The 16,543-nt window shown below is 43.9% G+C and carries 10 protein-coding genes; 8 read left to right on the forward strand and 2 right to left on the reverse strand.

Features of this window, described 5'->3' with window-relative positions:
• Nucleotides 1–600: 600 nt before the first annotated feature.
• From ISR87_03060 to ISR87_03075, 4 genes are all read left to right on the forward strand, one after another.
• Complete coding sequence (locus ISR87_03060; GenBank protein ID MBL7024408.1) at nucleotides 601–1,110, forward strand: hypothetical protein; 510 nt, start codon at nucleotides 601–603, stop codon at nucleotides 1,108–1,110.
• A 36-nt stretch (nucleotides 1,111–1,146) separates the two neighbouring features.
• Nucleotides 1,147–2,457, forward strand: coding sequence for a hypothetical protein (locus ISR87_03065; GenBank protein MBL7024409.1), 1,311 nt, complete (start codon nucleotides 1,147–1,149; stop codon nucleotides 2,455–2,457).
• A gap of 12 nt (nucleotides 2,458–2,469) precedes the next feature.
• Entirely contained in the window at nucleotides 2,470–2,949 is a 480-nt protein-coding gene (locus ISR87_03070) for a Spy/CpxP family protein refolding chaperone (GenBank protein ID MBL7024410.1), read from the forward strand.
• A gap of 128 nt (nucleotides 2,950–3,077) precedes the next feature.
• Nucleotides 3,078–5,006, forward strand: coding sequence for a T9SS type A sorting domain-containing protein (locus ISR87_03075; GenBank protein ID MBL7024411.1), 1,929 nt, complete (start codon nucleotides 3,078–3,080; stop codon nucleotides 5,004–5,006).
• A gap of 62 nt (nucleotides 5,007–5,068) precedes the next feature.
• Here the strand turns inward: ISR87_03075 and ISR87_03080 are convergent, their stop codons facing one another.
• Both ISR87_03080 and ISR87_03085 read right to left on the reverse strand, forming a co-directional pair.
• Nucleotides 5,069–6,106, reverse strand: coding sequence for a DUF4249 family protein (locus ISR87_03080; GenBank protein MBL7024412.1), 1,038 nt, complete (start codon nucleotides 6,104–6,106; stop codon nucleotides 5,069–5,071).
• On the reverse strand, nucleotides 6,096–8,606 hold the full coding sequence (locus tag ISR87_03085; protein MBL7024413.1) for a TonB-dependent receptor: 2,511 nt from the start codon (nucleotides 8,604–8,606) through the stop codon (nucleotides 6,096–6,098). The genes ISR87_03080 and ISR87_03085 overlap by 11 nt, the downstream gene beginning before the upstream one ends.
• Nucleotides 8,607–8,799: 193 nt before the next feature.
• Here ISR87_03085 and ISR87_03090 point away from each other — a divergent pair, with 193 nt between their 5' ends.
• From ISR87_03090 to ISR87_03105, 4 genes are all read left to right on the forward strand, one after another.
• Nucleotides 8,800–9,183: a helix-turn-helix transcriptional regulator gene (locus ISR87_03090; protein ID MBL7024414.1), complete on the forward strand. Its 384-nt coding sequence runs from the start codon at nucleotides 8,800–8,802 to the stop codon at nucleotides 9,181–9,183.
• A 111-nt stretch (nucleotides 9,184–9,294) separates the two neighbouring features.
• Nucleotides 9,295–11,064: an aspartate--tRNA ligase gene (gene aspS, locus ISR87_03095; GenBank protein ID MBL7024415.1), complete on the forward strand. Its 1,770-nt coding sequence runs from the start codon at nucleotides 9,295–9,297 to the stop codon at nucleotides 11,062–11,064.
• A gap of 141 nt (nucleotides 11,065–11,205) precedes the next feature.
• Nucleotides 11,206–14,133 (forward strand): M1 family metallopeptidase, encoded by a 2,928-nt coding sequence (locus tag ISR87_03100; protein MBL7024416.1) that lies wholly within the window; start codon nucleotides 11,206–11,208, stop codon nucleotides 14,131–14,133.
• Between the two features lie 20 nt (nucleotides 14,134–14,153).
• Nucleotides 14,154–16,406 (forward strand): immune inhibitor A, encoded by a 2,253-nt coding sequence (locus ISR87_03105; protein ID MBL7024417.1) that lies wholly within the window; start codon nucleotides 14,154–14,156, stop codon nucleotides 16,404–16,406.
• Nucleotides 16,407–16,543 lie beyond the last annotated feature (137 nt).

Here is a 16,543-nt window from a genome sequence, read left to right on the forward strand (position 1 = left end):
CACTGCGAAGCAAAAGCTCAACCGATTCTCGTTTGAACTCAGCAGTATATTGCCTGCGTATAGTTTCTGTTACCATCTTGACTACCTCCTCGGACAATGTATGTCTTCTCGCTCTGTCCACTAAAATGTAGCAACTTCAAGCGAGCTTTGCTCTCGTCTTACTTCGTTTCGAATCCTCGCCTGGCAATTGCATCCCAAGTGTGCTTCATGTCGCGTCATCTCGAGCGGCCTGCAGGGGCGAAGCGCCCTCGGTGCGTAGACCTGAGTCGAGAGATAAATTTCTTCATAAACATTATCTTAAATTTGCCTCACCACATTAGGGCATGTTTTTACTCGTATGCATTGCCCATCGACTCCGCTCTGCGTGAAATCCGAGGAATCTCAAACAACAATTCAACAGGCAGTTTCTCGACAATTTTGTCGAATTCGACGTTTTATGTCGAACAGTATCACAATTCAACCATTCAACTCATGGCACGTAATTACAATAATAACAGTAATATAAATTGCATTATGAATGATCTGTGATTGCTGGCACAGAGATTGGACTATAGAGGGCAGCTTTTTAATGACAGAAACGTTAACAAAGGAGAAACGAATATGAAAAAGCAACTCTTAACGGTGATGATGATGGCAGTAGCCATCAGCTTGTTCGCCATTGCCAGCCCAGTGTATGCCCAGGGTGGTCAGTGGGGACATGGTCATGGAGATTTCGGTGGCGGGGGCAATGGACCTGGTGAGTTCATCGATGAAGATGGTGATGGGTATAATGACAATGCACCAGATGATGATGGTGACGGAATTCCCAACTATGCTGATGAAGACTATGTGAGACCAGAAGATGGCCAGGGCAATGGTAATGGTAACGGACCTGGCGAATTCATCGATGAAGATGGCGATGGATACAATGATCTTGCACCAGATGATGATGGTGATGGCATCCCCAATTACGCTGATGAGGATTTTGTACGTCCCCATGATGGTGAAGGACGTGGTCACGGTGGTCGTCGGCCTGGTTTTGGTGGAGGAAACGGCCCCGGAACAGGCGATTGTCTTCCTGATCCTGCTGCCCGCCAAAAATCTGCAGGAAAAGTTAAAAGCTCTAATTAGTTCTGGTTAAGAGGGGGAGGAGAAATCCTCCTCCTCTTGAACGAACACACCGCAATTATGCTAACAAAAATTCCAGAAAACGAAGTGATTGGATTATCTTCCCAACAACGATTCAAGTTCCCGGGAGATTCTCAGGAAGGAAGCAGGAGGCAATTAAGTATGCAGATTCAATATGAGAAGATGATCTCATCTATTGCTGCCACTATCGCTACCATATGTCTATTGTTTTCCTTCAGTACAATCAGGGCCAGTGAAATCACTTACACCTTTGATAATGCTCTGGGTAGTGCAGACTACCTGTTAGGCAGTAAACTGGTACCGGATGCTTCTTACAGCTCAAGTGCATTCTCTCTCAGTTCAATTCTCTCAGACAATTCCAGAGCTTATATTGATGTCTCACACTCACAGATATATCCCCATGCTGAATACTCCAATTCAAACGCCGAGCTTGGTCTTCAACTTCGCTATTTTGAAATCAAAGATAATCAGATTTTTGCGGGTCTATTTGCGTATTTAAACAGATACCATGATACCTATAGCTATTACAACAGCAGCGGATTTGGAATGTATTTGAAATGGAAGTATTATTTCAAAGCTTCACAACTGATCATTGGCGGCTATGATTTGAACTTCAATCGTTTTGAGGAAGTTTCCGAGGCTTCAAATACAGATCATGAGATCTACTTAACCTACAACCAGTCTTTCCAGACTAAGACTTCGGTGAATATCCGAACCTCTATGGCGTATCAGAATTTTTGGCCGCAGACGGTGGTTAGTGATCAGTTGCCAGGTAGATTTGCCCGTACCATCGAAGTAGATTCAATACCTGATAATTATCTTTTTATCTCAGAAATAAGATTGAGTCAGGCACTTGGACCTAAGCTGGGCGCAACCCTTTGGATGGATTTTCAATCACTGATTAGTGATGAGACCAACACGCTGGCACTACAGGATGGGATGAACAACCCATTTATAGACCGGTTCAGGAGTGAAGGTCCTTCGGCTTCCTTCCGTTTACTTTATAGATTTAGTTTGCGACAGAAGCTCAAAGTCTATTTCCTAATGGATGAGAAAAACTATAGAGATGTTCCAGTGTATGCGTTTGACTTCGATAGTCAGAATTATGTCATTGAGAATGATGACTATGTTGATCTAGGGTTTGGCCGTTCAGATAAAAAGCAAAAGGTTCAATTGAGCTGGGCTCTGGATTTGGCTCAGGATCATAACAACTGGTTTTCAGGGATTGAATTGCTGGTGAATACAGGTTGGACCCAAAATAAATCAAATGATCCTCTATATGACTACGAGAGTATGAACTATGGGATCACCCTTAATATTAATAACTAATGGAGAACGATCATGAAACAAAAAATATTTATACTTATTTTGCTTTCATTGACAATTGCAATGGCCCAGGGTCGCCGCGGTGGTGGCTCTCGTCTAACCTGGGATGAAAGCTTGAATTTGACCACAGAACAAATGCAGCAAATCACAGAACTTCGTGAGAGTATGCAACCTGCCATGCAGGAAATTCGTCAAACCACGCGTTCGCTGGAACAGGAGCTCAGACTCCTCAATAACAGTGAAAATGCTGATGCTGATAGAATTGCTGAACTTGAGGCAGCCATTGAAGCCAACCGAACAGCTATGGATGCTTTGATGTCAACGCATCGCACTCAGATCAGATCTCTGTTGACACCAGATCAACAATTGATTTTTGATCAGCATGAATTTGGCCCCCGTGAAGGTCGACGTGGACCTCGAGGACCTCGTGGTGGCAATGATGATATGGGCGGTGGTCACCGTGGGAATCGTCCGGGAAGAGGGAATAGGCCATAAGCTAGTAAACGTTGTCCTCTCTTGAGGACTTCCTCCCTGTACACGAGCCCCGATTTCTCTGGGGCTCGTGTTTTTAATTACCTATAAATGGAATACTTTAGCAAGACCGTAGCTAAAATCGAGAGTGTATGCATCTATTCAATAAAATCATAATTCTGTCAGTATCTGTTTCTGGTTTAATCGCCCAATCATTGCCAACAGAAACCAGCTCCCTGTTTTCGGGCTCAGGGTCTTGTGCTGTGTGCCATACACAGGCAGGTCCCAATACTGCGGCCTTACAAGACAGCCATGGAAAAGATGTATCTCAAACTACCTACTGGCGATCCACCATGATGGCGAATGCAGCCATTGATCCACTCTGGCGGGCCAAAGTGCAGGCAGAAATAGCTTCTAACCCTCACTTGCAAAGCGTTATTGAAGACAAATGCACAAGCTGCCACGCCCCCATGGGTAATACCCAGGCAGGCTATGATGGACAGTCAGACTATACCATTGCTGAAATGCTGGATAATCCCCTGGCCATGGATGGGGTGAGCTGTGCAGTCTGTCACCAGATACAGGATCAAGACCTGGGAGAAGGGGAGAGCTTTTCAGGTCATTTTACCATGGATGATAGTCGGCTGATTTATGGTCCTTTTAGTAATCCTGTTGTGGGACCCATGGTCAGTATGGTGAATTACACCCCAACTATGAGTCCTCATATCTCCAGCTCCGAGATTTGTGCAACCTGCCACACCCTTTTTACACCCTATGTGAATGATGAGGGTGAAGTTGTTGGGGAAGCTCCTGAACAGGTACCTTATCTGGAATGGTTAAATAGTGATTATCCTGAATTGGGAATTGAATGCCAGACCTGTCACATGCCAGCTATTGAAGAAAATATCATATTGTCAAATCGGCCACAATGGTTGGGATCTCGTAGCCCGCTTCATACACACGAATTTGTGGGCGGAAATGTGTTTATGTTGAAAATGCTGAGAAATTTTGGGGATGAGCTAGGTGTCAGGGCCTCAGCGGCTCATTTTGATTCAACTATCGATAGAAGTATAAGACTTCTGGAGCGACAATCAGTGCGATTAAATCTTACCGCTGTCTGGAATAGCATGGCGGATTCATTAACTATCGAAGTTGGTGTTGAAAATCTTTCCGGTCATAAATTTCCTACTGCTTATCCCAGCAGAAGAGCCTGGTTGGAGCTTAAGATTGAGGATCAATCCGGAAATATTGTATTTCATTCAGGTGCCTGGGATACTACTGGCGAAATTGTTGGACTGGATCCGGGCTACGAACCCCATCACCAGACTATCACTCAACAGGATCAGGTACAAATATATCAGAACATACCCAGGGATGTGAATAGTGACAAAACCTATACACTCCTGAGAATCGCTGGATATTTAAAGGACAATAGAATCCCTCCTGCAGGATATCTATCAGATGGTGTAGCAGCGGATTCTACAAGAATTGAAGGGCTGGCGACCCAAGACCCCGATTTTAATCGGAATGGCCTTGAGGAGGGTACAGGAGGCGATAAAGTACACTATAGCGTGAGTGGTCTCAGTCCAGATGCATCTTATTACATCAGTGCCACCATGAATTATCAGACTATCGCTCCACGCTTTGCACAGGATCTATTTGACTACGATTTACCTGAGGTTGAAGTATTTCAGTCCTATTATGAGCAAATGGATCTATCGCCCATCACCATTGCTAGTGTTGAACAGACAATTTCAACTAGTGGGATAAAAGCTCACACCCCTGAATCTCAGCTGATGGTGCAAGTATACCCAAACCCATTTAATCCAGAAACGAATATTCAGGTTTCACTTCCAGAAGATGGTAATATTAAATTGAGCATCCACGATTTGCAGGGTAAGCAAAGGATAGAGATCCAACGAATCAATCAAAGTAGAGGGATGCAAGAATACAGCTGGGATGGAAAAGATTCACAGGGGCTGAATCTTGAAGCTGGAATTTATGTGGTACAGATAGAATTCAGGGCGACGGGCTCACCAATTGCCTCGCGTGCAAATTCTAAGATAGTATATTTGAAGTAGTTTAAGGCGTGGCGTAGCGATTAACCCAATCAGCGCTGCAATTCTCGCATTCTCAGTAAGGATTATTCTCTCGCGTGTCGTATGATCCTACTGGAACTGAAGGCACCAAAGACACCAAAACCACCCTCAATACCAAATCCCTCACCGATGCCCCCTTCTCCGATTAATATATTAGAGATATCCTGGGGATCACCACCACCCTGAACAAAATATTTATCATAGTTTTCATCAACAAAACGAACTCTGATATCCATTTCCGTGACCAGATCAGGGTTGCTAAATTCCTCAAAACAGTAAGGATCTGTACTGGATGTCCAGGTTGTATCACCTGGCTCAACCGCACTTTGCTGCTCCATCCCACACAAGTAAAAATCATAGTTATGATCATTGGAATACCCTGTGGCAACAACGGTTGTATAATCACCTGCAAAAGCCCAACTGACCTGGAAAGGCTGTCTCATTGAAACGGTATCTATGGTTGTAGATTCATATATAACTGGACGAGGTGGTGTAGTCAGGCTACCAGTGACAGCCAATCCATCTGGGGTGTTGATTGTGAGTGTATATTGGGTGTTAATCTGGGGAGTAAACTGACCAGTTGTATCAACATAGCGCGCAAGATCAGATAGATAGTCATCTCGCCAGTATGAGTATTCGTTGACTAGATGTGGGGGTTGACGACGGAACTCAAAATTCTGAGTTCCATCTGAAATGATTACAGTAGCATCTTTAACGATATAAAGCGGTTCAGTAATAGTTTGTATCCAGGGTTCCTCGAACCAATGGGTATCACTTTCAAACATCCCAGTATCTTCATTGTACCATTCATAGACATTATAATAAATCGTATCCATCCCAATGGCTCTTTCATCAGGACCTGATGTATCCAAAGTCTTATGTACGACAACAAAACTTTCCAAGGAATCATCAAGACTGATTAATCCAAAAATATTGAGCTTCTCCTCGTTATCCGTATCAATGGATTCCCATCCCCAATTTCCACAGGAAATAAGCACAAAGAGTAAAAAGAGAGTAATTGTAACGACTAAAACACTATGCTCTTTGTGCGGCGCTACTCGTTGTATTTTATTAGAATTCATATTTCACCCCAAAACTTGGAAAGAAAGGGAACATGGGGATACCCGCTCTCTGTACCCCTTTGTTTTCATATTGACCAGTACGATAGTTATAGTCGCCACGATTCTGATATATATAGGAGAAAATATTTAAATGATTGCTTACATTCAGAATCTGGAAATACCATTCCCTGGTTCCATAACGCCATGGCTTTCTCTTTTTCAAGCTGACATCCACACGGAAATACCCTGGATATCGTTCACTATGCCGCTCACCATATAAAAAGGTATTGTCTGCCCAGAAATCATCTCCCAATCCCCAGGACTGCTCATACCATGCTTCACTCCTGCCAATAACGGGTGTATAGGGGTTCCCTGTGGAGTAGGTAACTGCAGTACTAAAGTGTAAAGCTGATGAAAGTGCCCAGTCAGCCACGACGTTTACCGTATGTGTACGATCAAATTTGGGGTAATACCAGTCCTGGTTCTCAAATTTACGTTCAGTGACTGCATAGGTATAACCCAGCCAACCTCTAACCCGACCGGAAAGTTTTTTTACCAAAATTTCAAGTCCCTGAGCATAGGCATCTGTATCCCAGAATTCATTAAACTCATCTATCCGTAAACCTCCCTCTTCATCGATTTGCAGGAGATCACCAGGTTTAAGAGTCAACAGGTTGTCAAATGATTTGTAATAGGCTTCTGTACGAAAGAGGAGGTCCGTATCTGATAAGAATTCCAGCCCAAGTATATAATGATCAGAACTGGGAGCTTCATATTCCTCAGGGACACCATACCAGATATCCAGAAATCGCAGGTTTTCATCGGGAGGATTGGCAACCGTCAAAAATTGGTGATAGCGACCAAAGGAACCTTTCAATGAAACCTGCTCGGATAACATATATTTTAGACCCAGACGGGGATCCATATATAGCTTCGAATGGGGTGAATATTTAGACAGTCTCAAACCAGATTGAACGGATAGTAATGGATTAACACGCCATTTATCCTGAATAAATACAGCCGACTCTATGGGTGTGTTGTCCATCCACATCAAGGTGTCGAGATATTTCTCAGTCACACCATCATAGGTATCATCAAATCCAATCATCATGCCCAGATTGAAATTCACTTTTTTCAATTGAAATCCACTGGTGATGGTATGATCATCACTCATTAACCAGGTCAGATTGCTCTCAATACTGTGGTCGTTGATGCGGTCAAATAAATCAAACCAGTACCTTGAATTCCAGCTCGCTGTGTCATAGGCATCCCGGTAATAACCCTCTTCCTCATAATCAATATTGATTTCAAACCTAAAACGACTATTGGCGATGGCAGTTTTGGCAATCAGCTTGGGAGTTATAATCCAACGCCACTGCAGACTGTTGGTGAAATTACCCCAACGCCAATCCATTAAGGTCTTATCCGTACTTGAGTAGTCTTCTTGAAAGCTCTCATCATAGGCATAATAGTCATCTGAATATGTGTAGGTATTCTTAAAATAGAGTACATCATCGCCGTAGAAAGAGCTCCAGGTTAGTCGATGATTATTGCCAATATCCAGATTGACCTTGCCCTGGAAATCATAAAAATAGTAGGGGATGATATTGTCGGGAGCACTCTCTGCTTCCCAATCACTCAGGTTTGGCTTGACCAGGTATTTCCAGGCGGTATTGGCAATCAAATCAAAATAAGTTCTGCGCCCGGCCAGCATCCAGGACCCTCGTATGAATTCAGACTCGCCGGTGGGTAGAGGACCTTCCATCAATATTTTACTGGAAATAAGCGAGATGTTGGCATTCCCACTAAATTCCTCAGTGTTTCCCTCACGGTTCACTATATTCAGGATGGATCCGAGCCGTCCACCATATTGGGCAGGAAAACCCCCGGCATGGAAATCAGCTTCTTTTATGGCATCTGTGTTAAAAGTTGAAAAAATACCACCAAGATGCATAGGATTATAGACCGTGATACCATCCAGCATAATCAGGTTTTGATCTGGTGTAGAACCACGGACATAGAGCGCCGAGGAAAAATCATTGAGAGATTGCACACCCGGCAGCAATTGCAGGGCTCTGAATACATCGGCCTCTACGAAGGAAGGAGCCACTTCAATGGCCCGGCGATCTAAGGTTACCGTACTGGTGGTGACCAGCTCCTTGAATTTTTCTCTCTCAGCACTGACTTCAATTGTTTGACCCTCGATAATGACCTGATCCAATCGAATATCCAGACGAAGATTCAGATCTGCAGGCAGGTCGATGGTCTGCTCATATTTTGAATAACCAATGATGGAAACAATGAGTGTATGGGTCCCAACGGGAAGATCGCTGACTACAAAATAGCCCTCTACATTGGATGTTGCACCGCGATTTAATGCTGGCAGAATCACATTGGCATAGGGCAGTGGCTCTCCAGTCTCATTTTCACGGACAAATCCGTGAATGCTTTGCCTGGCATATGTCAGCGAAAACAGAGACAACAGCAACAAGGTGTGAAGGAGTAGTCGCGTTGATTTCATACATCGAATATGGGAGTGATATTTACAGATTCAATGCAAAGTTGAGGGAGTGACCAATTTGTTTTGAATCATTGATACCCTGCCCAGATCAAAAAATTAGATCTCTGGACAAATTCGTCAAATCTCCCATTTTTTCCTTTTCTCTTCACAAGGTTTAGAGTGCATATTATTGCAGTTCAAAAATCGAGGGAACATGTCACCTGTAGCACAACGATTAAGGGAATTTCGAGCAGCTGTTGGTCTCACCCAACGTGAAGTTGCCAGCCTCTGTGGGCTTGGAAAAAGGACTATCATTTATTGGGAAATGGGTGAAAGGGAAATCAAGTGCACCAAACTTGTGCCCCTCTCAGAAGAGTATGATCTTGATTTTAATTGGCTGATTCTTGGGAAAGGCAGCATGTTTAATGAGATGACTGATCCTGCAGTCGCTGAACATGAGGAAGAGGATGAGGGGATTGAAGACTCACCCGAACCAGTCACTGAGCCAGTTGAGCAGCAATGGGTAGATACCTCCCAACCATTTCAGAAAGAACAGGAAGATGTGCTTCCACTGATCCAACGACTACGCAGGAAGTAACCACGCCAATACGTACTAAGTTTTAAAAGTTTCTCCCCCTAACTCAAATGTCCGTTATTGATGTGCCCTTTTCGGGGTTTACATTGCCTCGATTTTAACAATGGAGCGAGCATGCGACTGAAACGAACAATGACCTGTGGTCAAGTTACAGCTGAAAATGTAAACGAAGAAGTCATCCTCAATGGATGGATTGCCAAAAACAGGGATCATGGTGGTGTGATTTTTCTGGATCTTCGTGATAGGTATGGTAAAACACAGGTAACTTTTAATCCAGATCTGGATGCAGAACTTGCTGCCGAAGCCAAGCGGCTCGGTATGGAGGATGTTGTTGCTGTTCGAGGCACTGTCCGCCTCCGTCCTGACGGCAATGTGAATCCCAATATGCCCACAGGCACCATCGAAGTCGTCGCAACACAGCTTGAAGTATTGAATGAAGCCCAACCTCTCCCATTTTTGGTCTCAGACCGTGAAAGTGGCAGTGAGGATCTCCGTCTTGAGTATCGCTATCTGGAATTACGTACTGCTGAGCTGCAGAAATTAATGGCCACCAGATCCAAAACGTATCAGAGCGCGCGCAGCAGATTAAATGCTGAAGGTTTTATGGAGTTTGAAACTCCCGTTCTCATGAAATCCACCCCTGAGGGCGCCAGGGATTACCTTGTACCCAGTCGTATTCACAAGGGTAAGTTTTATGCCCTTCCTCAATCTCCGCAGACCTATAAACAATTGCTCATGATTTCTGGATTTGATAAATACTTCCAAATCGTGAAATGTTTCAGGGATGAAGATTTGCGAGCAGATCGTCAACCAGAATTCACCCAGATAGATATAGAAATGTCCTTTGTTGACCAGGATGATGTTCTGGGTGTAGCCACCCGCCTCGCTCGCGGCATATTTAAGGATATTCTTGATTACGATTTGCCTGAAGTATTTCCCACAATGAAATACAAAGATGCCATGGAAATGTATGGCAGTGACAAACCAGATATTCGCTTTGATTTACCTCTGGTAGAGTTTGCTGACTACGCAGAAAAAACCGAGTTTGGCGTGTTCAAGGACAATCTGGCAGCCGGTGGACGGGTCAAAGCATTGGTCTTGAAAAATGCAGCTGATAAATATTCACGCAAGGCAACGGATGGTCTCACTGACTGGTTACGTACCTATTATGGGCTAAAGGGATTGGCTTTAGTAAAAATGGACCAGACTGCATTTAGTGCAGGTATCAGCAAGTTTTTCCCCGAAGCACTGCAGCAGGAGGTAATCAATGATCTCAAGCTGGAACACAATGATATCCTGTTCTTCGTGTCTGACACGGAAGCCAGAACGCTCCAGTCTCTGGGTGCCCTTCGCATTGAGTTGGCTAAACGTGAAAATCTGATTCCAGAAGGGCTTATCAAGCCGCTCTTCATTCTGGATTTCCCCTTGTTGGACTGGGACGAGGACAGCAAACGCTATATCGCCATGCATCATCCCTTCACATCACCCAATCCTGAGGATGTTGAATTAATGCAGACTGCCCCAGGAGATGTGAGAGCCCAGGCCTATGATCTGGTGATTAATGGCTATGAAGTGGCAGGGGGATCAATCAGAATTCACACCCGCGAAATGCAGAGCCGGATGTTCCAGCTCATCGGTATGGATGAAGCAGAAGCTCAAGCCAGATTTGGATTTCTCCTCAAAGCCTTTAAGTATGGTGCGCCACCTCATGGTGGGATCGCCTTTGGGTTTGATCGCCTGATAATGTTGCTGGCTGGCACAGAGAATATCCGTGATGTCATCGCCTTTCCCAAGACGACTTCGGCATCTTCATTGATGGATGAAGCGCCTTCGCTGGTAGATGCTCAACAACTCAAGGAACTTCATATCAAATTGGTAGAGTAATTCGACTGAGTTGAACCAGCTTTATAGTTCCATAAAATTGTTTGATTATGTATAACATTTCAGGTTGGTATTGAATAGATTCCTCAATCACTGACATGAAATGCCATATTATTTACTTATTGATGATCAAGGGATAGTTCAATGAGACGGAAATCCATCCAGCTGATTCTATTTCTGGCAGTCCTAACTGTACCACTCTTGGGTGAATACTGGCAGCAATATGTCGAGTATAATATGGATATATACTTAGACTCAGAACAGAAAACACTCAAAGCAACTTCTGAATTACTCTACGCGAATCATTCGCCTGATACGCTTGATCAGATTCTCATGCATCTCTACCCCAATGCCTTCAATACGGGTACCATTGCGGAACAAGTGTGGAGTGGGTATGGTCAATCATTTGACGATGAAAAGGGCTGGACGGGTATCCGCATTCAAAAAGCAGCCAGTGATTCAGTAGATCTTTCGTTTCTCATTCGAGATGATACTATTTTAGAAATAGAACTTAATCAGCACCTAATTCCAGGGGATACACTTGTATTCAACCTGGACTGGTTATTCATTATCCATCCCCATATCGATCGTGCTGGTTGGGAAGCCAACCAATTTGATTTCGCCCAATGGTATCCAAAATTTGTGGTCTACGATGAGCATGGATGGCACGATGATCCTTTTGGGGATTGGGGAGAGTTTTATGGTGAGTTTGGAAAATATATAGTCAATCTGAATGTTCCAGCCGCGCAAATAGTTGCATCAACCGGAGTCGTCATAGATGGCGACCCAGGCTGGGATTCTGTGAGAGTTGATACTTCACAAGTATGGGAGGATTGGGTCGAAACATTCAAAGAGAAAAGAGATACTTACCTGACAGACATGGATAGCACCGAGCGACGCCAGGTAAGCTTTCTGGCAGAAAATGTACATGATTTCGCCTGGTCCTGTTCCCAGGATTATGTGTATGAGCACGGCATGTGGAATGGGATTGATGTCCATGTGTTATTCGACCTTGAAGGTGGTGAAGACTGGACAAAAGATGTGGTGAGATGGGGTCAAAACTCACTGGAGTGGCTATCTGGAAAGTTTGGTATGTATACATGGCCCCAGATTACCCTTATCCAGGCTTTGCTCAGTGGTGGCATGGAATATCCCATGCTGATCATGGATGGGTCAGACAGTGAGAGTCTTGCAGTACATGAGATTGGCCATAATTGGTTTTATGGAATTTTTGGAAATGATGAATTAGATGATCCATGGCTGGACGAAGGATTCACCACATTTCAAACTCGCTGGTACATGGAACATTATTATCCAGAAAATGGATATGAACTTTCACGCGAATATATCACATCATTTGAGTCAGATCATTTACATCGCGAGATGTATGAAGAGGCAGAGCTAAAACCGGCTATTAGATATATCCTGTCCACGGCCAATGAGCCCATGGCAACCCAAAGCTTCAATTATTCATATTATGGTTCTTATAGCAGTAACTCCTACGACAAGGCCTCAATAATGCTGGCTATGCTGAAAAATTATTTAGGAGAAGAACGCTTTTTAGCTGGTATGAGACTTTACTTCTCTCGCTGGGCACTCAAGCATGTAAATGAAGACCGATTTGTCAAAGCCATGGAGGATGGTTGTGGGGAAGAATTGGATTGGTTCTTTGATCAATGGCTACGCACCACCACTTTTGTGGACTATAAATTGGTTGATTGGTCTGTGGAGACCCATGATCAGGATCATTTTACAACAGAAATAAATGTCGATAATATGGGCGGTATGTTTGTTCCCATCACAGCAACGATTTACAGCGAAGCAGGTGAGACCGTCTCTGCTCCATTAACCAATTTTCGGCATCGCTCAACCGGTACAATTATTGTGGAATCCAATTTTCGCCCGGTTCGAGTCTATCTTGATGCTGAAAATACCTTCTTCGACCTTGACCGACGCAACAATGATAGTCAGCGCAAGCGTGCTTTTCGTTATGATTATAAAGGCTGGGATGCCTACCCCGATGATAGAAATCTCTATCTCTGGAAACCAATTTTTGGTTATAACGACACTGCTGGACCTGGTTTAGGTATAAACATTAAAAGAGTCTATAGAAATACGGGAAATTTTACACAATTGGCCCTTGATTATAATTTGGAGTCGGGCAATCCTGATGTCTCCTTAAACTTCAGTCAACTTCAAGTCGGTCTTCCTTTCCAGGCAACCTGGTCTGGTACAGCAAAAATCTGGCGCTCCATGGTTTTCAGCTCTTTGGCCTACGAAATGAACTGGGCTAAGAAATACTGGAGGAACCCGATCCACTTTGTAACGCTTAAAATTGAAACAACTGATGCTAAACACGCTGAACTAGCTTCATCCGACCAGATCGGACTGACAAGACTGGGTTTACAGTATGAATTACAGAAAGTTATGTTCTCCGGAGACTATGGCTTTAGTGTGAGTTTCTTTACTTCCCCGGCTAGTTTGGGGAGTTATGGAAAGGATTTTAATCAACTAAACTTCATGAGTAGCTGGAGTAAGAGTTTTACATATTTCCACTTTAATAATCGCTCAAATTTTTTGGCTAATTCAAGGGCAACTCCGAATCTCATCAAGAGTCGGGTTGCATCACAGGATTTACGATCTGTCTATTTGGATAGGGGAGCTACCAGTCTTTATGGGATAGAAGATGCCGAGATGATTGGCTCTCATTATTATCTCAGAGGTGGCGGGCGAATGAGAGCTTACACTGACTCTTTGGATCAACCCAAGAATTTTATCTGGTCAAACAATTTGGATCTAACCTTCAAAAGCATACCCCATATGCCAAAATCATTGGATGTGGGGATATTTTTTGATCTGGGACAAATTACCGACGATGCCAGGGACTGGGATAATGTTGGTGATGTGGGGTTTGCACTCACCTATGGGCCGAAATGGAAACGCACAAGTTGGATTTCGACATGGTTTCGTCCCTTTCATATGAAATTTGAACTGAGTATTTTAAGATATGAAGATACTGGCTGGGTTAGCACACTCAATTCAAATCAATGGCTTTTTACCATTTCCAATTAAAGAAAAATACGGAACCACAGATGATTAAAAATTTATACACACTCCTCTTCTTCCTATTTGCAGTCCAAACTGGAGTCGCTCAGGAAACCTATGATAAAATCAGAATTTGGTCTGACGATACCCCTGAAATTATCTCTACCCTCCTTAGACAAGGCGTGGACCCTGAAGGCCTGGATGTTCGACCTGGTGTGTATGTTGACGCTATTGTAAATCAGGTTGAAAAGCTGGATGTGGAAAGTCAGGGATTGGTTGTAGAGGATTTGATCCTGGATATTAGTGCTTATTATGCCTCTCGTTTGAGTCAGGGAGCTTCAAGGGAACTGGGTTATGGGAGCATGGGCGGTTACTTAACTTTTGAAGAGATAGTGGCCAGTATGGATTCACTTCATTCAAGTTTCCCGGAGATCGTCTCGGCCAAGCAAAGCATCGGGCTTAGTCTTGAAGGACGGGATATATGGGCTTTCCAGATATCAGATACTCCTGATTCAACAAATGGTGACCCGGAAGTTTTCTTCAATTCCCTCATTCATGCACGTGAACCGGCTGCCATGATGACTCTGATGCATTTTGCCTGGTCTCTGGCAGAGCAATACAATCTGGACCCAGCCCTGTCATATCTGGTGAATGAAAGAGAAATATGGTTCGTACCTGTCGTCAATCCAGATGGGTACACCTATAATCAACTAACCAATCCAAATGGTGGAGGAATGCACCGCAAAAACCGACGTCCAGGATGTACCAGCTCACCAGGTGTCGATTTAAATAGAAACTGGGGCTTCCAGTGGGGTTTTGATGATGAGGGCTCCAGTCCTGACCCATGTGGAGCTACCTATCGGGGAGATGATCCTTTCTCTGAACCCGAGACCCAAGTTGTGAGAGATTTTGTCCTCGGACATGATTTTCAGACCGTATTCAATTACCATAGCTATGGCAATTTACTCATTAAACCCTTTGGCTACGATGAATCGGTGGCATTACCCACACCAGACGGCGAGATATATGCCCAAATGGGCCCAGATCTTGTCAGAGAAAATAATTATCTGTTTGGAACCGGCACAGAGACAGTCGGCTACATAGTGAATGGTGATGCTGTAGATTACATGTATGGTGAATTGGGCATTATTAACTTCACCCCGGAGGTCGGCGCTGGATCAGAGGGAGGCTTTTGGCCACCTACAGGGCTGATATTTGAACTGGCTGAGGACAATATTGGTATGAATGTTCATCTCGCTGGGTGTGCCGGTAGCTGGATAGAAGTGAAAAATTTTGAGTTTCTCACTCACAGTCCTCTGGAATATGGTGATATTGTGAACTGTGAACTCAGCGTCATGAACAAGGGCCTCGGCTCGGAAAATACTACGGCTATGCTATACATAAGCTCGCCAGACAACAGCATTATCCCATCACATAATTCCATTGATGTTTCAGGCCTATCATCTCAGGCCATGCATGACTATGGAACCGACAGTTTAAGCTTCGAGATCAACGCCCAATCTGGTGAAATTGCTCAGCTTGTATTATCCATTGAAATGGCTGGTTATGAGATCGGGGTAGATACACTTCAGTGGATCATTGGGCGTCCTGATACGATATTTTTTGACGATTTCGAAACAGATGCCTCAAATTGGATCTCTGAAACCTGGGGGATTGAAATCGGAGCTGATGGGCTGAGGCGATATATGACAGATTCTCCATCAGGTTTTTACGATGCGGAAACCACCTCAGATATCATTCTCAGTGACCCCCTGGATCTTAGAGGATATAGTAATCCAGTCCTTCAATTTGATGCCAGTTGGGATATAGAATTCGGCTGGGATTTTTGTCAAGTATTGGCCTCGGCTGATGGGGGCATAAACTGGTCAGCCCTGCGTGGTGAGTTCACGACTCCTGGAAATGGAAGTTCTGTCCAGCCGCTGGGAGAACATGGGTATCATGGAACTCAGGGATGGATTGAAGACCAGCTCTCACTATCCCAATTTGAAGGAACCCCCTCTCTCACATTGGCCTTTCAATTGGTAAGTGATACGTATTTTGAGGGTGATGGATTTAAAGTCGACAACCTGGCTGTACTGGGTTGGGGATCTGGTTTTGTTTTAGGTGATGTTACCAGGGATGGTGAAATCAATGTATCTGATGCTGTTTTTCTATTAGAAGCCATCATATCAAACCTTGAACTAGATGACGAGCTTCAAGAATTAGCTGACACCAATAGGGATACCTTCATTGACATCAGAGACTTGGTTATTCTGGTTGAATTGATACTGGAGCAATAAGTGAAACATCGTTTTTGGACCCTGGCATTTCCCCTGATATAAGCTTTACATAATAAAACTAGAATTGTTTAAACAGCATTTGTAATAGTTGAGTATTGCAAGCTATATTTGGCCGTTTTTCAGGAGGGGGGGTAATT

The organism is Candidatus Neomarinimicrobiota bacterium (genome assembly GCA_016784545.1).
In the GTDB taxonomy this organism is placed as follows: Bacteria; Fidelibacterota; UBA8477; order UBA8477; family JABMPR01; genus JABMPR01.